Here is an 18,846-nt window from a genome sequence, read left to right as displayed (position 1 = left end):
CTAATCGTCGATCTGTGCCGCAAACACAGCATCAATGACCTTGCCCCACGGGCTTAATCCAGTTTGAAGTTCGTTCTGGCCCACAACAAGGACCAGAGCATGAAGCGCAGCCGCTTTTCGGAAGAGCAGATCATCGGGATTTTGAAGGAGCATGAGGCCGGGGTTTCGGTTGCCGATCTGTGCCGAAAGCATGGCGTCAGCGACGCCAGCATCTACAAATGGAAGGCCAAGCTCGGTAGGATGGAGGTGTCGGAGGCCAAACGGCTAAAGACGCTGGAAGATGAGAACACAGCTGAAGCGGCTCTTGGCCGACGCCATGCTGGACAATGCGGCCTTGAAGGACCTGGTGGGAAAGAAATGGTGACGCCCGCGGCCAAGCGGAAAGCTGTCGCCCATCTCCAAGGCGCCTTCGGGATGAGTGAACGGCGGGCGTGTAAAGCCATCGGCTGCTGCCGCATGACCATGAGATACCAAACGATCCGGGCGGACGAAACCGGCCTTCGCCAGCGCATGCGGGCAATCGCCGAGGAACGTCGTCGTTTCGGCTATCGACGCCTGCATGTGCTACTCAAGCGGGAGGGCTATCTGGTCAACGACAAGAAGCTCTTCCGTCCGTACCGGGAAGAGAGGCTCGCGGTGCGCCCGCCGTGGCGGCCGCAAACGGGCGATCGGGACCCGGGCGCCGATGATGGTGGCGATGGCGCCGAACGACCGCTGGTCGCTCGACTTCGTGTCGGATCAGCTCGCCGATGGCCGCCGCTTCCGTATCCTTACCGTCGTCGATGACTGCACCCGCGAGTGTCTGGCGCTGGTAGCCGACACCTCGCTCTCCGGCGCCCGGGTGGCGCGGGAGCTGGACCGGCTGGTGATGGAGCGCGGCAAGCCGAAGACGGTGGTCAGCGACAACGGCAGCGAGTTCACCAGCAACACCATCCTGACATGGGCCGACTAGAGCCGCGTTGCCTGGCACTACATCGCGCCAGGCAAGCCCATGCAGAATGCCTTCATCGAGAGCTTCAACGGCCGGCTGCGGGATGAATTGCTGAACGAGACGCTATTCACGTCGCTGGCCCAGGCTCGCGTCGCGCTCGGATGCTGGCGGGCCGATTACAACGATGCACGCCCACACTCGCGGCTCGGATGGAAGACGCCATCCGAGTTCGCCTTCACTTGCCATGCGCGCCGGGATCTGGCGCTGCGCTATGCCGAGGGCTCCGCGCCAGCTCCCGTCGCTACCACTGCCCAACCGGGCAAATCCAACAGCCGGGGCGAACTCAGGTCTGGACAAAACTTGATGTGGTGGAACGGCCCGCTCCAACAGCATCAAAGTGCTAGAACGTGGTCGTTGTTCGAACGCCACAAAGGAGGGACCGTTCCATGAAGCAGGTTAGCACCGTCGGGTTGGATTTGGCCAAGCACGTTTTCCAAGTTCACGGCGCGGATGCCGAGGGCTCGCCTGTGTTCAACCGAAAGCTACGACGCAGCGAAGTTTTGCGTTTCTTCGTGAAACTGCCGCCATGCCTGGTGGGCATGGAAGCCTGCGGTAGCGCCCACTATTGGGCGCGCGAGATCGCAGCTCTCGGTCATGAGGTGCGGCTCATTCCGCCCGCTTATGTCAAACCGTTCGTCAAGCGAGGTAAAACGGATGCGGCGGACGCAGAGGCCATAAGCGAAGCGGTGACCCGAAAGACCATGCGCTTCGTCCCGACCAAGACGGCCGAGCAGCAGGCTGCCGCGATGGTGCTGAAGACCCGCGCCCTACTGGTGCGGCAGCGAACGCAGGCAGTCAACGCCTTGCGCGCGCATCTGGCCGAATTGGGCATCATCACCACCGCCGGCCTGCAAAGATTGAGGCGCTGGTCGCGATCGTGCGGGACGAAACAGATGCTCGCCTGCCCGCAGCAGCACGCTTCGCTCTGAGGGCTATTGCCGATGAGATCGAAGCTTCAGCCGACCAGATCGACAGGCTCGAGCGTGCAATCGTCTTGGAGGCCAAGCGCGACGAGGACATGCGTCGGTTGACCACGATCCCTGGCGTAGGTGCCATTACGGCGGCGACCATCAAGGCGCTCGTGCCGGATCCTGGCGGGTTCAAGTCGGCTCGCCACTTTGCCGCCTGGCTGGGATTGACGCCGCGGTCTCATTCAAACGGAGGCAAAGAGCGGCTAGGACGAATATCGAAGATAGGAAATCCGGAACTCCGCGCTCCTCGTCGTCGGGGCAACAGCCGTCTTGCGGGTCGCCCGAAACGACGCTCGGGCGCGGCCGTGGCTGAAGGCGCTCCTCGCCAGACGGGCCTTCAAGGTTGCAGCGGTCGCGCAAGCCAATAAGACGGCGCGGATCATCTGGGCGCTTCTGCACAAGGGCGAAACTTATCGGCGTCCCAACCCCCTGGCGATTACTGCGGTCGCCATCTGATGGACGCAGTGACCGCCAAAACGATCTGACCGGCGCAGGCCGGCAGAGGGCAAGGTGCAACAACAGACGATGAACCCATGGGACGAAAGGACGAAATCCCGAAACGAGTGAAGCTACTGCCTCAATGCGCTCAAGCGCGTAAACTTGATTTAGCTCCTCGTTTTGCGGATCTCATCGAGGCCAGCCGTCATGCGCCGCGCGCAAAAGGCCGGACATATGACCGCACCGTTCCAATGTGTGAAATCGACTGAAAAAGCTCTTGCCACGCGGGCCGTTCCACATATGGGGGCATCATCAACGACGCCACTCAGCAGAGACCGAAGTTTGGCGCGAGAAAGATTTCTGACGCCACTTGGACACGACGATCATACCTCGGGCCGAGAATGCTGAATATGCGAGCACGAATGCTCGCCGGCGCCATGCTAGGCACAATCCCACCCTGATAGATCGTTAGAGAAAAGCCGAAGGCCGCTGGTCGCTCAACCTCCTCTCGGGTCAGCCCACCGATCACCGCGGCTCAAGCATCTTGAGTTTCGGCAGACGGTACTCGCGAATGTTTAGCTCTGTTGAGCGACGCCGTTCTCTGAGCCCCCCAGTTGCCATCCACGCGGCCGCCCGATGCTGAGTCATTCCTTGTTTGCAAGACAACTCGCGTCGCCACCTTTACTAGATGGATCAGATCTAAACGCCAAGGGCTGACTAAGCACCGGATAAACTTTGATTGGTGCGACGGCGCAGCAGACAGCATTGAAGCGGGAAGCGTCAAGTCGTCGACTCTGTATTTCGTCAGCTCCTCGCTCGGCGTCCGAAACCCACAGCGGGAACCAGCTCGACGACATAGGTTAACACCGTTCGGCTGACCGGCCCTCAGGTTTCCAGGTGCACCGCGCGAACGCCGGGGCTCCTTGTGTTCAAAGCTCTAACGAAGCAGCGCTCTGCGCCTTGGACAAATAGACGCCAATTCCGCGGCACGGATACCGGAGAGCACTGCCGGCGCGAGATATGAAGCGGCACCGAAAGCGCTTCCTGTAGCTAATGTGGTCAAGATAAGGTTACCAACTTCTCATTTAGTGGTTCTCATTTAGTGGTTCTCATTTATCACATCGAGCGTGCCTAACACTAGAGAGAATCGTTCCAGGTTATGATTCGACCGAAAAAGCTCTTGCGCTCGCGGACTTGAACCTCCTCCGAATGAGTGGACACCTGTAGTAGGCTCATTGAGCTCGGAGGTGTCGAATGGAACGTCAACCTCGGTCATTTACCGAAGAGTACAAGCGCCAGGCTGTTGAGCTGGTGGTGTCGAGCCGCCGTTCGGTGACGTCGGTCGCCAAGGAGCTCGGTCTGCGCGACTCGGTGCTGCGGCGCTGGGTGGACAAGTTCCGGCAGGAGCCGGCATCGGCGGCGTGGCGCCCCACCACGCAGGCGGCGCACATGTCGGCGGACCAGGCTTCGGAGATCGTCCGGCTGCGCCAGGAGAACGAACGGCTGCGCATGGAGCGCGACATTTTAAAAAAGTCGATCGCGATCTTCGCCGGAACCCGGACATGAGCTTCCGCTTCATCGAGGACCACCGCGACGCCTATCCGGTACGATTGATGTGTGCCGTGCTCGAGGTCTCACCGGCCGGCTACTATGCCTGGCGCGAGCGCCCGGCGAGCGAGCGGATAAAATCCAATGCCACGCTGCTGCCCGCGATCCGGCAGGCCTATCGAGACAGCAGCGGACGCTACGGCAGCCCCCGCGTCCATGCCGTCCTGCGGACGCAGGGCCGTGGGGCCAGCCGCGGCCGGATCGAGCGGATGATGCGCCGGCACGGCATCCGCGCCATCTTGGCACCGCCGCGCCGTGTGCGCACCACCGACAGCCGCCACGACTTGGCGACCGCACCGAACCTGATCGCACCCGACTTCACGGCTAAAGCCCCGAACCGGGTCTGGCTCGCCACCTACATCCCGACCGCGGAGGGTTGGCTGTATCTGGCCGCCGTCATGGACCTCTTCAGCCGAAAGATCGTCGGCTGGGCCATGCGGGATCATATGCAGGTCGAACTCGCATCCGCGGTGCTGGCGATGGCCATCCAACAGCAACGGCCGCCGGCCGGACTGGTCCACCACTCCGATCGCGGCGTGCAGTATGCCTCACGCGCCTATCGTGACGCTCTCTCGAGCGCCGCTATCGTCGTATCGATGAGCCGCAAGGCCGATTACTACGACAATGCCCCGATGGAGAGCTTCTTCCATACCCTGAAGACCGAGCTGGTTCATCGCAACTACAAGAATCGCGCCGAGGCCCAGCGCGATATCTTCGCCTTCATCGAGGGCTTCTACAACCGAACAAGGCTCCATTCCGCCATCGGATATATCGCCCCGATCGAGATGGAGCTAAAAACCGCTTAAACCTGTCCACTTTTTCGGGGGGAGATCAGACTCCCCTATCGGGTCGATTCGCCAAGCCGCGAGAAGCGGTCCTTTTTGTCCGCTCAAGTCTATAATCCTTGTCCCGCTTCGAACAGCGGCACGAGTCTTGTCCGATTTAAGCCTTCTCGCGGTCTTCAACGGACAGCGGCCTTTTGGAACGAATTCAGTAACCTACGGAGCCTAGAGAACCTTGGCACGCGGGTTGCTATTTGCGTTGTGCAGCACTGGGCCGATAGCTCGGGCCAGACTAGATGGTTGCAAATGGCCCCGTGATTCCAGCTTGGTGATTTCGATAGTGGAGCAACCTGCGCGGTGTGGAACACAGATAAGGCTTCTCGATACTTCAGCTCGGAATTGACCTCCAGGAGAATATGATGAGATTGCTGATACTCACCAACACACTTGACTGTTTAGGCGAGAACGACGCGCCGATCAGTAACGCGTTTCGCCGGTTGGGTTGCGAAGTAATTTTTGGCGAATTGAACTCTATTTCGGCAGACGATTATCGCTTTTCCACAAGAGGAATCTTAGTGCCTCAAAACGCCAAGCCGTATCATCCCGGCTCCGCGGCAGGAGGAAATCGAAATAATTATTTTCTCGACGAATGCCAACTGGTCTGGGTCATGAACCATCCACAGGATGTTGTATCCCTTGACATTTGGCAAATGCTTTGGCTGGCTTCTCAGAACACCTCCTTTGTTAACAGCGTCGAAGGCCTGATGTTTCTTACTCCAAAACATGCATTGGGCTACCTCGTGCCTAAGGCGAACAGAGCTCTATCGTATATATCGAACGACTTTTCCCTGCTATGGGATCGCTACCAAGAATGTTCAGATCAGTGGTGGGTGGCCAAGCCGCCAAATTCCACTTGCGGACAAAACGTGTTTCTACTCACCCCAAAGGGACCAAATGTCCGAGCAATCCTACAATGCCTTACTGGAAATGCTGCAGCCTACAAAGATAGTTACGGCGAGCTAGGCGGGTTCAAAGCTGAGTATACTGTTCTTCAGCAGTATATTCCTGAAGTAGTCCACGGCGAAAAGCGCATCATCGTTGCTTGCGGAGAGGCGGTTGCTTGGCACGGTCGGCTCGGGCATCCAGACGATCACAGGTCGAACATAGTGCTAGGAGGAAAGCCTATCCCGGCGGATCTGCATCAGGATGAAATTGAGCTAGCCGAGTCGATCGGTCGAAATCTGATGGCACATGGGATCAACTTCGCAGGGATAGACATGGCTTATCCTTACATAATTGAAATAAATCTTGTAAATCCGGGTGGGCTGTACGACTTGCAGTTGGCTTCTGGCGTTGACCGCTCGGACAAAGTTGCCGAGCTAATCATTGCTCATTTCGAAAGGAATTCGTCTTAATGAGATGTGCACTGACAAGTCGTGAGTCCGTGGGAAAGGACACTACATGCTTCCCAGAAATGTTTCTTGCTAGACCATGAGTGCATACCGCACCGGGCCTCCCCTCGAGGCAGCGCACAAGGCGATGATCGTCAGAGGATCACGTCTGCTCGCCGCCGTCATTCGCACGCGGGCTGCCTGGGACAAGGGCAAAGCCCGCGCGCTTACGAGTTCAGCTGCAAGGTCAGTATCGCCACCCCCGTGACGTCTCCGCAGGGCGGACAGCTCCTGCTCCATGCCAAAGCACTGCATGGCAATCCCTTCGACGAGCACACTCGGCCCTGTAATTGCCGACTGGAGAAGCTCACCGGCATGGAGGCTCGCCGTATCCACGTCGACAAAGGGTATCGCGGCCACTACCACCCGCATCGGTTTAGGGTCTGGATCTCGGGTCAGGTCCGCCGCGTCACGGCTTCCATCCGTCGCGAGATGAAGCATCGTGCGGCTGTCGAGGCCGTCGTCGGCCGCGCCAAGGCGGAACACCGCATGGACCGCAAACATCTCAAGGGACGCCTCGGCGACCGCATCAACGGCGTCCTTGCCGCGGCCGGCTACAACTTCGGCCTCCGATGGCTGGCAGAGCTTTTGCGCGCCATCCGCACGTCCGTCGAAACCGCTCCGGCTCAAAACATCACTTGAGCCGGGCGCCGCACCGGTTCTTCACGGGCGACTCAACAGCCTTTACCTCGTACTTCAGTCACCGCTTCGATCAACGATTCCTCGAATATCTCCAGGCCCCGATTTAGCGTCTCGAAATCGATCGTGAGCGCAGGGAGGAACTTCACAACCTGATCGTCAGGTCCGCATCTTTCGACAATCAATCCCTTCTCAAACGCCCTTCTTGTCGTTGCTTCTGCGACTTCGGTCATTTGGCAATCGAAACCCAATGCCATGCCACGGCCTCGAACAGCAAAATCGTTTCCATGCTCGGATGCAATGGCCTCAAGTCGACGTAGCAATAGCTCTCCCATACGCCGAATCTCCTCCGAGAACCTCGTGCAGCGCCAGTACATGTTTATGGCTGCTGTTGCAGACACCAATGCGAGGTTATTCCCTCGAAACGTGCCGGTGTGTTCTCCGGGCTCCCATGCGTCGAGCTCCTCTTTAATCAACAACATTGATAACGGTAGACCGTACCCACTCAGCGACTTCGACAACACAACGACATCAGGCGACAACGCCGCAAACTCGAAGCTGAAGAATTCGCTAGTGCGTCCACAACCCATTTGGATATCGTCAACTATGAAAACGGCGCCGAACTCCTTTGCTATCGCTTGAATCGACTGCAGCCATTGCTTGCTGGCGACATTTATTCCACCTTCTCCCTGCACTGTTTCGACCAAAATAGCAGCTGGAGAATCGACTCCACTGCCGTCATCCATCAACAATTTCCTTACGTAGTCAGCCGTATCGACACCTGGCCCCAAATAGCCGTCGTAAGGCATGAAAGTTGCGCCTGGCAAGGAAACGCCGCTGACTTTTCGATAAAAGCGGTTGCCTGTCGCGGCAATCGCTCCCAAACTCAAACCATGGTACCCTTGAGTGAACGAAATGATATTTTGACGGCCTGTGACTTTACGTGCGAGCTTTAAAGCTGCCTCAATAGCGTTAGCCCCAGTTGGCCCGGTGAATTGGTAACGGTACTGCAGCCCCCGGCCTTCGAGAATGACAGAATTGAAAGTCTCCAAAAATTCGATCCTAGCAGGAGTTGCCATATCAAGCCCATGGATCATGGCATCTGACGCCAGATACTCGGTAATAGCAGCTTTGATCCGGTGATTGTTATGGCCATAATTGAGCGCCCCAGCACCGGAAAAGAAGTCTATCATCTGCCGGCCATTCTCCGTCAATATGATGGAACCGCGAGCTCGACTGAAAACGGCAGGAAACGAACGTGAGTACGAGCGGACCTTTGATTCAAGGCCTTCAACAGCGCGCAACTTACATGCCTCTTTGCCGATCACTTCACCCATGACAGTCTCCTAGACAGTGGCCAATGAGCAAGCAAGCTTTGTCCAGACTGAGCGGCTGTGGACATATGACCAACAGACGCGCTCGGCGATTTACGTCGTAACATTCTTGTCTCTCAGTATGGTTGCACTTACATATTCAAAAGCCCAGAGCAACGAAGCTACCAAAACTCGTAGTCCATCGGAGGGTCCTTCTTGCGGTGCTCATGCCGCCGAGGGGCAACATGGACGATTTTAGCTGCGGGTGAGATGCTCACGCACTAGGAACAGAACCTGCGCGGACCCCGTCCCCGCTTGCGGCCGGCTGGCGGGGGTTTGGATCGGCACAAATCGCCTGCGCAGCACCTGTTTCGTCGCGCCGCTTTGCCGCGCCTGGGCGGCCCTGCTGCCAGGCCCTTGTGTGCGCAAGCTCTATCTGATCGGGTAGCTGTCCAGGGAAGTAGCAATGGTCTAGTTGGTTTGGGCTAGGTGGGCGGGTCGGACACCCCCTATGTCCGTGCAGAAGTTCTGCCGCCGGATATCGAAGGTCTCACACAGGCACAGCTCAGCGGCTGTATTAGGACGATCAAAATGGACGATGAATCACAACATCGACTCTTCGGCTTGGAACGTGGCCGCCCGACGCAAGTCCTTCAGAACACCGCCTACATTCTCGGAGACAGCGGACAGTGCTTCGATGCAGCCTCCACGGGAAACCTCAAGACCGTCGATGGACTTTCTACAACCGGGCGCACCATTTCTCTAGAGAATGGTTCGTACGGTCGTCGGCAGGTAATTGATTTCACGCGATGCTCTTACCTGGGTCTCGACAATCATCCGCTGATCGTCGCTGGGGCAATCGAGGCGATCCAGGCGGAACGGTCATTGTGTTCGTCCGGCGCCCGAACGCATTTTGAAGTCGATCTTCTGGGAGAGCTGGAAGAAGAGCTGTCGGGGATGTTCCGCGCGCGCGTGATATGTTTCTCCAGTCTCCTGCTCGCCAGTTTGGAGGGAACGCGCTTTCTTGGTTCCGGCCAACTGACGAGCGGAAGGAAGCCGATTGTCGTGTTCGACCGAACTCTGCACGACTCGCTGGCCTGTCCGAAGCCGGCTGTAGCTAATGAAGCCCACGTAGAAACGCTCGTACATAATGATATCGACGATCTCGAACGATTGTGCCGCGACAATCCCGCGGTCGTCTATGTAGGTGGTGATATTTACTCCATAGGAGCCTATTCGCGGCTGACTGAACTGCGTCGGCTCCAGGAACGTTACGGCCTGTTTCTCCATATCCACGATGCTCATGGTATATCGATTTTTGGGCGCCAAGGCGAAGGGTTTGCCCGGTCTCAGTTTCCGCAAGTGCTCGGCGAGCGAACGATCATAGCAGCCTCGCTGGCAGAGGGATTTGGCGCATCGGGCGGCCTCTTGATGTTCGGAACGCGCGAGAGCGAGTCTCTGTGCCGACGATACACTGCTGCGGGTTCGTTTTCAGAGGCGCCCAATCGGGCTGCAGTTGGCGCGGCACTTGGGTCGTGCAAAATTCACCGCTCGGCAGAACTCGGCGAGCGGCAGCAGCGATTGGCGCAACGCATCGACTTCTTTGACCGTCGTCTCGCTACGGCCGAGCAAGGCAATTCACTTCCGATTAGAACGATCATCATTGGGTCGGAGGCCAATGCGGTTAGGGTCGCCCGACGGCTTCTCGACAGTGGTTTGCATACGTCAGTGACGTTCTTCCCAAAGCTCGGTGACGGGATGGCCGGGCTTCGGGTGTTTATTACATCCGAGCATGAGGTATGCGACATAGAGCGGCTGTGCGACGGCATCTTGGAAAGAATCGTTCAAACAACTGGAAAGCCCTACCCTCTGAGATGATCTCATGAGTCGACGAACGATCGCATGAGCTGCAAGCGAAACTAGAATGCCCTGTTGACAGGCGCTGTAAGATTAACCACATTTAGCCGAGCGGGCTGAGAGAGCGCACAAACCATTGCATCGCAGGAATCGACCGTGATTCCTTGGCTGAGATTCGAAGGGGGCGGTGCCAATCGACGAAGAATCCGACGCATGGTTTGATCGCGAGCGCGCCGTCTGTTTCATTTCCGACGAGCGCCTGAACAAGCAGCTCCGCAAATTGGCAGCGCAGATCGCGAGCGGCATTGGGGGATAGCATTCCGCTGATGTGCCAGGACTGGGCTACACCAACGCTGCGTATCGGTTTTTCTCCAACCACCGGGGCAGTGAGGCGGACATTCTGGCCGGCCACTTTCAATCGACGCGGAGCACTCGATTGCCATCGGCGGTGCTCCATGACACGACCGAGTTCAGCTATCAAGGAGAGAACTCAGACGCGATCGGCATCACCAAGAGCAACAGTGGACGGGACAAGGCGGGTCGTCTTAAATCGCACGCGGTTTGCGGCATTCTGATGCATTCGACCCTCGCAGTTACAGTCGAGGGGCCGCTAGTATAGTGTTAGCGTGTGGGTCGCCCCGCATAGCGGGCGGTGTTTGATTGTCAGAGAATCTCCCGGTGATTTGTTCCCAGGAGATCATATGAGCGAACATAGGTCTGACACTAAGAACTTCGAAGTTATCACGGCGACACCCGAGCGGCTTCCGGTCAGTCCGGGGCGAAGCCATCGCAGCTGGTCGCAGGAGGCGAAGGAGCGGATTGTCGGGGAAAAGTTCGCGCCGGGGGCGAACGTGTCGGCGATCGCGCGGGCTCACGGGCTTGATCCATCACAGGTGTTTGCCTGGCGGCGCAAGGCGCTGGCCTCGGGAATTGTTGCGCCTTTCCGAGCGAGCCCGACCGATCAAGTTCGCGCGTTTTGAAGCTGTGGCGGGCGAGACGATGGAAATTGTGGTCGGCGATGTCGCGGTGCGCATCGGCAGCGATGTGGAGCCTGAGCGGCTTGCTGCGGTAATCCGGGCGGTTCGGCAGGCATGATCCCGGCAGGTGTTCAGGTTTACGTGGCGAGCACGCCGGTCGACTTCCGTAAGGGAGCGACCGGCTTGATGGCGCTGGTGCGAGATGGCGGAGCCGACCCATTCAGCGGCGCGCTGTACGTGTTCCGTTCGAAAAGAGCGGACCGGATCAAGGCGGTTTGGTGGGACGGCAGCGGGATCTGCCTGTTTGCCAAGACTCTCGAGGAGACAAAGTTCTGCTGGCCGAAGATTGCGCCCGCCCGGGTGCGGCTGAATCATGCAGTTACTCGCGCTGATCGACGGGCTGGACCAGGACCAGCGTCTACCGCTTGGCCGGAGACAGGGATCACACGATCGCCGACGAAATGGACGAGGTCGCCGTCATAGGGCTCCATCGGATCGAACTCAGAGACAGCAACGGCGATCCCGATCAGGCCTCTCTTGAGATTAGGTATCGCAAGGTTCGCGTCCTGCCGCCGATCGGAAAGCAGAAGCGCTATCCCGCTCTGACCCCGACGGTTATGCATGCCGAAGAGCGCGGGACGCCGAGAAACAGAAAGAAGATCGATTGGAAGCTGATGACCGACCTGCCTGTTGATTCCCGCACCGACGCCATTGAGAAGCCCGGATGGTATGCTTTGAGATGGAAGATCGAGGTGTTCCACAACAATCCGCCGCCCGGCATTAGCGTTATGTGGCGCGTCCTGTCACGCCTCACCGACATCGCGCTGGCGCCACGGTCGGAGGAGAATTTGTAGGCAATTGAAAGCTTGACCAGACGGTTACCACGGGCTTGAAGAAGGGAGCGTGTCAATGTTCGAGTCGTTGCGGATCATTGGCATCCCCGCCCAACTGAACATGCGCGCGATCCTCGTTTGAGTCTGCCCAGTCGGTGTTTCGCCAGTGAGACGGCGGGGCCTGGTCTGAGCCGCCCCGGTGACGGGACATCCGCTATCAGCCTGATAAACTCTACTGACAATTGCGCGCGTGCGGGGACCGGGGTGTCGGCATCAGTGCCACCGCTTCTCCTTGATGTCGTAAGCGCCGGTAAGCGGATCGCTCACGGCCATCAGCGCACGTTTGAGCACCTTGTTGCTGGAGATGGTTCTAGGAAGTTTCCGAGTGAAGGCAATGTACCGCGGCACCTTGAAGGCGGCAAGGTTCGCACGAGCATGCTCGAGAATGCGCTGGATGACCAAATTGTCTGCCGTAAAGCCTTCCCGCAGTTCGACGCAAATCTTGATCTCCTCGCCTCGCTGTGGATCGGAAACGGGCACAGCGGCCAAGTCTGCAATCTCGGGAATCTCGCGGATGATCGCCTCCACCTCACGTGCAGCGATGTTCTCGCCCGAGCGGCGGATCACGTCCTTCTTGCGTCCTACCAGCCAATGAAAACCGAGTTCGTCGCGACGCAGCAGATCACCCGTCTTAAACCAGTCGCCTTCAAACAACGCGGCATTTGCTTCCGGTTTGTTCCAATAGCCCGCCAGACTCCCGCGCCCACTCACCCACAACTCACCCACGCCACCGATGGGCGTCGGGCTGCCATCCTCATTCATCAACCGCAGCGACCGAAAAGGCGCGCGAATCCCTACCGAGCCCGATTCCGCCAGATCTTCGAACTGGTGCGGCATCAATGTGCCGAAGCCGATTTCCGTCATGCCGTACGCGTCCTGGGTTCGCACTCGAAACCGATTTCTGAATCGACGAACCGAATCAGGACTCCAGCCCCAATTTAGGGTTTGCTTCAGGCATGTCGCCCCATCATCGTCGTCCGCCTCCGCCTGGCGGCCTATCACCTCGGGAAACTGGCACCATTCAATGCGGTGCTGCTTTATCCAACCGACAAAGCGCGTGGAACTGAGTCGCGGAGCCAAGTAGAGCGTACCTCCCTGCCGATAGGACCTCATAAGATGCTGTTGCGGATCGCCATAGAAGAAGGGCTGCGCTGATAAATAGCTCTTATGCGGCTCCTCGTCCCAGCAGATTCCTTGATACGAGCTTACGCCCCAGTAGTCATGCGTCAACATACAGCCTTTCGGAAAGCCTGTCGTCCCCGACGTATATTGAATGTTCAACAGGTCGTCGGGGCTGACATCTTCCTCCACCAGTGAATCATCAACGCCCCTGAGCAATTCACTGAGCTCAGTGCCCATCCCGTGGGACGGCTCTCCAACGAGAATTACTCGCTCGGCGGAGAGGCTTTGCGGCCAAGGCTGCATCGCAGAGAACACCGGCAATGCGGCGCAGTCCACAACGGCGAACTGGGCCTGGGTATCACTGAGAATATATTCGACCTCCCTAGGCGTATAGCGCATATTGATCGGGACTATAACCGCACCAAGCTTTGCTATGGCGAACCACAGGATCGGGAATTCGATGCGGTTGGGCAGCATCACCCCAATACGATCCTGCTTGCGTACGCCGAGCGCACGAAGCGCATTTGCATATCTATTAGATAATCGTTCCATGTCGGAGTAGGTTGCGCGTTCGCCGCGCTCGAAGACGTCGACTGCGGTGGTCGAGCTATGCGTTCTCGCCCGAATTGAAACCATTTGTCCGATTGTGACGGTCTCGTATGTGGATTCCAGCGCCTCGACTTTGCGCAATGCATTCTCGACACGCTCTTTTAGCTGATTTTGTCTCAGTTTCGTGGGGAAGGTCATTGGAAGACTTTACTTCAGGGGGAGAACAGAGGCTGCGAATGGACGCAAGTTTCCATTGGACAGCTCACTTAGCTTTCCAATCACCAGACTGTAGCCTGCTAGTCTAGCATTAATCACGGAGAGTTCGAAGCTGGCAACGCGCAACTGGCTATTCGCATCCATAATAAGGGCGCAAGCGCGGAATGCCGCGGTGCACAGATCGTGCTCCGGCAGGCTCCTGTGATCGAGACATCCTCCTCAGAGCTTGATCCATTTTGGTAAGGCCCTCTTCCTGTTTTTGATCGAGCGCAAATTGTGCAAGGAATCGGCTACGCTCGTATCGGGCTTTGTCTTATCATGATGCGCTGCATCACCGGCTAAATGGCCATCCAATTGTTCTTACACCTTTAGCAAAGCTAAATGCACTACCTACTCTGGTGGGAATTTCCTATCGATTATTGGAAACAGCGTGGAGGTAAGCCCCATTTAAAGCCAGCAGAGTCGTGAGCGATATCGAGGCACATGCCTACGGTATTTGCCGCCAACGGTGTCGCCAGCAACGCTGTTCGAGCAGACAATCTCAATCGGGCATCCCCCTTCGAGATGAGCAGAGGAGACCGTGACTCACAAAGGAAGCTGATAAGCTTCCTGCCATGTTCATAACCACTCTCACCCGGCGAAAGGATTGATTTCGAGAGGCATTGCACGATCTCTGGAGCAGTCCGCGTCGCATCAAGTTCAGCTGAGGTTTAAGTGAGCGCCAAAAGTCCGCTGGAGCGATGTCGGTGCTCCGGCCAGTGTGTCCCTGGGCGTGGTGCAACTGGCGGCGCGACGCGTCCGCCGGCAATAGGCCGGACTGGTCAGCTGGCAATAGCCGATGACGCTGGAAACGATTCGCCTTGAGCGCTGATGCAACCGTCACCTTCTCGGTAATGGGCACGCTGGACGCAATCCTCGTTCTGCTCGAGCAGGATCGCGCCGACGAGACGGACGATAGGTCCTCATTGGGAAAGATGCCGATCACCTCGGTGCGCCGCTTGATCTCGCCGTTGAGTCGTTCGATCGGGTTGGTCGAGTGCAGCTTGGTCCGATGCTGGGGCGGGAACGTCATGTAGGCGAGCACATCAGGCCCGGCTTCGTCGAGGAAGCGGCAAGCTTGGACAGCTTGGGGCGGAGCTGGTCGGCGACTTTTCGCCACTGCGCTCGTGCGGTCTCGGCATCGTCCTGGGCAACGCGGTGGCGATGAAAGCAGAGACGACACGCTGTCCGCTCTTGCCGGCATGGGCCAGCGCGTTGTGAATGAATTGGACGCGGCAGCGCTGCCAATTGGCATTGAGCACCTTGCTGATGGTCGCCTTGATGCCCTCGTGGTCGTCGGAGACGACAGGTTGACGGCGCGCAGGCCGCTGCGGGAGAGCTTGCGCAGGAACGCCGTCCAGACCGTCTCGCTTCGGAGGAACCGATATCCATGCCGAGAACTTCGCGCCGTCCGTCACTGTTGACGCTGACCGCGACATCGCCCTCGATCGGGCGACCGAGAAAGGCCTTACCTTTTCATCGATCTCGGCGCACGGCGGTGAGCGCCTTCTCGGCCATGCGGCGGGGCCCAGTAATCCGGGGAAGTAAGAGCCCTTGTGCGATGAATTGCTCAAGGGATGGTGTTTCTCGATTTGCATGACGGCTACGCTAAATTTTCCAAACAGATAGCCGACGAAGGATATGTCGGCCTCACTGATCGCAGAAATACCTACCCCCGCGGCCATCTCGCTCGGCCCAGCAACGATACTATCATCGGTCATCCATATGGCGCCACGCAGCATATTCCGCACGCTCGTCACCCAAGCGACGGTCCATACAACCGCAAGTCCACTCTGCTTAGCGAAAAGTAGCCTCAGATAACTTTCATGTGTCAGACGTGGACTTTCAACGCGAGCTTCTGGCGCACCTCGTCCGGGCTCATTACCCGGACTCCCATTCTCTCTAGAATCTCTATTGCCCGCTGCACGAGTTCCGCGTTGGTCGCCAGCCGGCCGCGAGAGAGGTAAAGGTTGTCCTCCAAACCTACCCGTACGTTCGCGCCGACCAGCGGAGCCAGTGCCGCATACGGAAGCTGCATTCGTCCAATTGAAAAGGCCGAGTAGACAGCCTGCGGCGGGAGCAGGCGCACCAGGGTCATCAGCGTGGTCGGATCATCCGGAGCGCCATAGCGAATCCCCATGCATAGCTGGATCAATGCCGGTTGTTCAATTAGTCCCTCCTCGATCAAGTCGCGCACCAGCACCAACTGACCTGCATCAAACACCTCAAGCTCAGGACGAACACCAAGCTCTTTCACGCGTCCGGCCATGGTGCGCAGCGTCCCGGCAGTGTTGACCATGATGTATTGGCTGCGGGCGCCCCAGTTCATCGTCCCGCAATCCAGCGTGCAGATCTCTGGCCGCAACTCTTCCACATGCACGAGCCGCTCATGCGCGCCCGCGATATCAGTGCCCGCCGCGTTCGGCGGCAGAGGAGATTCCGCTCCACCGAATACGAGGTCGCCGCCCATCCCAGCGGTCAGGTTGATGACCGGATTCTCATCCGACTTCCTAATCCGCTGCACCACTGCCCGATACAGCGCCGGATCCCGCGCGCCGCGCCGAGTTACAGGATCACGCACATGGATATGCACCACCGCCGCTCCCGCCCGCGCTGCCTCAATAGCCGAGGCCGCGATCTGCTCCGGGGTCACCGGCACATGCTTGCTACGTTCTACTGAACTCCCTCCCCCCGTCACCGCACAGGTGATAAACACCTCAGAAATCATCCTGAGCTTCTCCTTTACTGAAAGTTGACCTGTACCGGGCCAGACCGCACCAGCGATAAGCTGCATCTCGCGACATTCAACGTTTTTGGGAACGTAAACAAACGTTGGCCGACGTCTGATCGGAAGCTCCTCGCAACAGCTCGGCTACCAGCGCAGTGCAGCAGCATTCCTCGTCGAAGCAATCGCCGTGCCGCTCGCGGAATCCGGTGCACCCTTTGCGCAATACGAGAAAACAGCCGTAGCAAGCAGTCTACTCTTGGAATAACGCTCCGAGGGGCGGACTTCTGACATCGGTGTCGCCGACCCGACATGGCAAGCCCCGCAACGAAGGCTCATTGCCAACCGCCTCTAGCAGCGAACTTTGAGCCTTGGGATATCGCCCGCGTGGCGACCTCACCGGTGCTGCCCTCTACATAGTGCATCGGCCGGCATCATGCGTGTTCTGGTCGGTGGATGGTGCGGTAAGGCGCGTCAGCCATCCAAGCCGAGCTGGTCTTCAGAGCACCGCACCGCTTTCAGCGAAATGCCGTTAACGGGTCGACTGGTTCCTTAACGGCTATTGCTTAGAGGCTGCAATTCGAGCGCAACTCAGTTGGCATTAAACGAACCGCTCTCGACTGTTCTCAATCGGTATGTCTACACCCATGCGAAAACCAGTGGTTGCAATAACGACAGCTGATATTGTAGCATTGCCCTACTGTGCTTTTGGCTACTTTGGTGTCGCTCCGGAGATGGCACAGCCGCGAAGTCGAAACATTTGAGTTTCCGCAGTCACCACGTTCGACCCGTCTGGTATTGGCTCGGATGTCCTTTCACCGGCGCGCTCTATTGTGAAGTGTTTCGCCCGAGTGGTAGCAAAACTTAGTATGATTGGTGCAATATGCAGTGCATCACCCCTACTCTCGAACGCGGATGCAGCCCACGGAGGCACTCTTTCGAGGTGCCGAGCTCTTCTTGAGTAGTTCAATCTGTTTCGATTTTGCGATGTCTGAGACTGGGAGGTTAGGTGGATATTATCACCCTCTCCCATGCGGTCGCAAATCGTCACCGGAGTGTGTCGAACGAGGAAACGCTGGCGGGGGCGAGTGTTCCAGCGCCGGTGTCGTCAATCTCGAGACAGATGTCGGATAGAAGGTTGCGCGATTTCTGGATGGCCGCAGAGCGGGGCCATCCTGTGCGAAATGTACGAGCCACCAACAACACTCCCACATGCGTGGATGGTCGTTAGAGGGCCGCGTCGCGCTCGTAACTGGAGCGACCGGAGGGCTTGGGAAGGCGATTGTGGCTGAACTATGCGAACGCGGAGCGGACGTGCATGGGGTAGACGTCGTTGGCGACGGTGTTTTCCATGCGGACCTTACCACTGCGAGCGGAAATAGGGACATGGTCGCCCATATACTTAAGACTGCTGGGCGTCTCGACATCCTCGTATTGAATGCTGGACTGCAGTTTATGGCCCCGTTCGATCAGTTTCCCGACGCCGAATGGGATCGTCTTAATGCCCTGATGCTGGATGGACCGTTCCACGCGCTGAAGGCGGCATGGCCGGCGCTAACGAAGACCCCCGGTGGCCGCGTTGTAGTCACGGCATCAGTCGCTAGCTATGGCGGTGCACGCCAGAAGGTTGCGTATTGCGCCGCTAAACACGGAGTTCTCGGCTTGGTCCGTACCGCCGCACTGGAAGGCGGTGCGCATGGTCTTACTGTCAACGCAGTCGCGCCAGGCTGGATGGATACTGCGCTGATGCGTGGTCAGCTGGAGGCTCAGGCGAAAAATCGTGGCATGAGCATAGACGAGGTCATGGCGGCTTTCCGCGCGTCGCAACCGGGCAATCGCTTTGTTGATGTGCGCGAAGTTGCGGCAACCATTGGCTTTCTTGCAAGTCCTTGTGCTTCCGGAATTAATGGCGAGTGCATCACAATCGATCTCGGCGCAAGCGCCAGCGGATAGGCGACGCCCTCTCGGATAACCGGCGGGATTACGAGTTCATGCGCGATGAAATACTGAGCCAACTCGAGGCGACGCCACCTGTAGACGGGGTATCGCTGGGCCTCCATTTGGAACGCGTGCGCGCCGGAGGGTGTCAGAAAGAATGTGTAAGCAGGTTTCTGTGAGTTTACCTTACCGAGGTGGCTCAAGGTCATCAACGACCTGAAGACGCGTGGCGTCAACGATATCCTGATCGCGGAGCTCAAGGGCTTTCCCGAGGCGATCGCCTCGGTCTATCCGCAGACCGTGGTGCAGACCTGCATCGTGCACCTGATCCGCAACA

At 58.1% G+C, this 18,846-nt stretch carries 12 protein-coding genes and 5 pseudogenes; 12 read left to right on the top strand and 5 right to left on the bottom strand.

What is annotated here, in order from left to right; genetic code table 11:
* Positions 1–99 precede the first annotated feature (99 nt).
* The 5 genes and pseudogenes from HCN58_RS34495 to HCN58_RS34475 all read left to right on the top strand — a co-directional run.
* A pseudogene (locus HCN58_RS34495) lies at positions 100–1,285 on the top strand (IS3 family transposase); the annotation flags it as partial.
* Positions 1,286–1,377: 92 nt separating this feature from the next.
* Positions 1,378–2,418: pseudogene (locus HCN58_RS34490) on the top strand (IS110 family RNA-guided transposase).
* A gap of 1,236 nt (positions 2,419–3,654) precedes the next feature.
* A protein-coding gene (locus HCN58_RS34485) for an IS3 family transposase (protein ID WP_171583767.1) occupies positions 3,655–4,814 on the top strand; the annotation gives its coding sequence in 2 pieces (ribosomal slippage) (positions 3,655–3,937 and positions 3,937–4,814; 1,161 coding nt in all).
* A 395-nt stretch (positions 4,815–5,209) separates the two neighbouring features.
* Positions 5,210–6,205, top strand: a complete 996-nt coding sequence (locus HCN58_RS34480) for an ATP-grasp domain-containing protein (protein WP_171583766.1) — start codon at positions 5,210–5,212, stop codon at positions 6,203–6,205.
* Positions 6,206–6,322: 117 nt separating this feature from the next.
* A pseudogene (locus HCN58_RS34475) lies at positions 6,323–6,883 on the top strand (IS5/IS1182 family transposase); the annotation flags it as partial.
* 32 nt (positions 6,884–6,915) lie between these two features.
* On the opposite strand, the gene ectB reads toward HCN58_RS34475, so the two are convergent.
* Complete coding sequence (gene ectB, locus HCN58_RS34470; RefSeq protein WP_235984142.1) at positions 6,916–8,217, bottom strand: diaminobutyrate--2-oxoglutarate transaminase; 1,302 nt, start codon at positions 8,215–8,217, stop codon at positions 6,916–6,918.
* A gap of 567 nt (positions 8,218–8,784) precedes the next feature.
* Between ectB and HCN58_RS34465 the strand changes: the two genes are divergently transcribed.
* Complete coding sequence (locus HCN58_RS34465; protein WP_171583765.1) at positions 8,785–10,071, top strand: PLP-dependent aminotransferase family protein; 1,287 nt, start codon at positions 8,785–8,787, stop codon at positions 10,069–10,071.
* Between the two features lie 82 nt (positions 10,072–10,153).
* Here HCN58_RS34465 and HCN58_RS34460 read toward each other — a convergent pair whose 3' ends face one another.
* Positions 10,154–10,462, bottom strand: a complete 309-nt coding sequence (locus tag HCN58_RS34460; RefSeq protein ID WP_171583764.1) for a hypothetical protein — start codon at positions 10,460–10,462, stop codon at positions 10,154–10,156.
* A gap of 289 nt (positions 10,463–10,751) precedes the next feature.
* Here HCN58_RS34460 and HCN58_RS34455 point away from each other — a divergent pair, with 289 nt between their 5' ends.
* The 4 genes from HCN58_RS34455 to HCN58_RS34445 are packed head-to-tail and all read left to right on the top strand — an operon-like array spanning position 10,752 to position 11,881.
* Complete coding sequence (locus HCN58_RS34455) at positions 10,752–11,030, top strand: transposase (protein ID WP_235984141.1); 279 nt, start codon at positions 10,752–10,754, stop codon at positions 11,028–11,030.
* Positions 10,981–11,145 (top strand): IS66 family insertion sequence element accessory protein TnpB, encoded by a 165-nt coding sequence (locus tag HCN58_RS36510; RefSeq protein WP_235984148.1) that lies wholly within the window; start codon positions 10,981–10,983, stop codon positions 11,143–11,145. Before HCN58_RS34455 ends, HCN58_RS36510 begins: the two co-directional genes overlap by 50 nt.
* The gene (gene tnpB / locus HCN58_RS37680) at positions 11,142–11,510 is read left to right on the top strand and encodes an IS66 family insertion sequence element accessory protein TnpB (RefSeq protein ID WP_171583763.1); all 369 of its coding nucleotides are present in this window, start codon (positions 11,142–11,144) and stop codon (positions 11,508–11,510) included. Before HCN58_RS36510 ends, tnpB begins: the two co-directional genes overlap by 4 nt.
* Positions 11,489–11,881 (top strand): hypothetical protein, encoded by a 393-nt coding sequence (locus HCN58_RS34445; protein WP_210266292.1) that lies wholly within the window; start codon positions 11,489–11,491, stop codon positions 11,879–11,881. Before tnpB ends, HCN58_RS34445 begins: the two co-directional genes overlap by 22 nt.
* A 252-nt stretch (positions 11,882–12,133) precedes the next feature.
* Here HCN58_RS34445 and HCN58_RS34440 read toward each other — a convergent pair whose 3' ends face one another.
* The 3 genes and pseudogenes from HCN58_RS34440 to HCN58_RS34430 form a co-directional block, all read right to left on the bottom strand.
* The gene (locus HCN58_RS34440) at positions 12,134–13,789 is read right to left on the bottom strand and encodes a class I adenylate-forming enzyme family protein (protein WP_171583762.1); all 1,656 of its coding nucleotides are present in this window, start codon (positions 13,787–13,789) and stop codon (positions 12,134–12,136) included.
* Positions 13,790–14,628: 839 nt separating this feature from the next.
* Positions 14,629–15,402: pseudogene (locus HCN58_RS34435) on the bottom strand (IS256 family transposase); the annotation flags it as partial.
* 275 nt (positions 15,403–15,677) lie between these two features.
* Positions 15,678–16,574 (bottom strand): beta-keto acid cleavage family enzyme, encoded by an 897-nt coding sequence (locus HCN58_RS34430; RefSeq protein WP_171583761.1) that lies wholly within the window; start codon positions 16,572–16,574, stop codon positions 15,678–15,680.
* Positions 16,575–17,783: 1,209 nt separating this feature from the next.
* Here HCN58_RS34430 and HCN58_RS34425 point away from each other — a divergent pair.
* Both HCN58_RS34425 and HCN58_RS34420 read left to right on the top strand, forming a co-directional pair.
* Positions 17,784–18,524 (top strand): SDR family oxidoreductase, encoded by a 741-nt coding sequence (locus HCN58_RS34425; protein WP_171583760.1) that lies wholly within the window; start codon positions 17,784–17,786, stop codon positions 18,522–18,524.
* Between the two features lie 180 nt (positions 18,525–18,704).
* Positions 18,705–18,846: pseudogene (locus HCN58_RS34420) on the top strand (transposase); the annotation flags it as partial.

This window comes from Bradyrhizobium australiense, assembly GCF_013114825.1.
GTDB lineage: Bacteria > Pseudomonadota > Alphaproteobacteria > Rhizobiales > Xanthobacteraceae > Bradyrhizobium > Bradyrhizobium australiense.
Note: the sequence above shows the minus strand (reverse complement) of the source record. Positions and strands in the feature narration are given on the sequence as shown.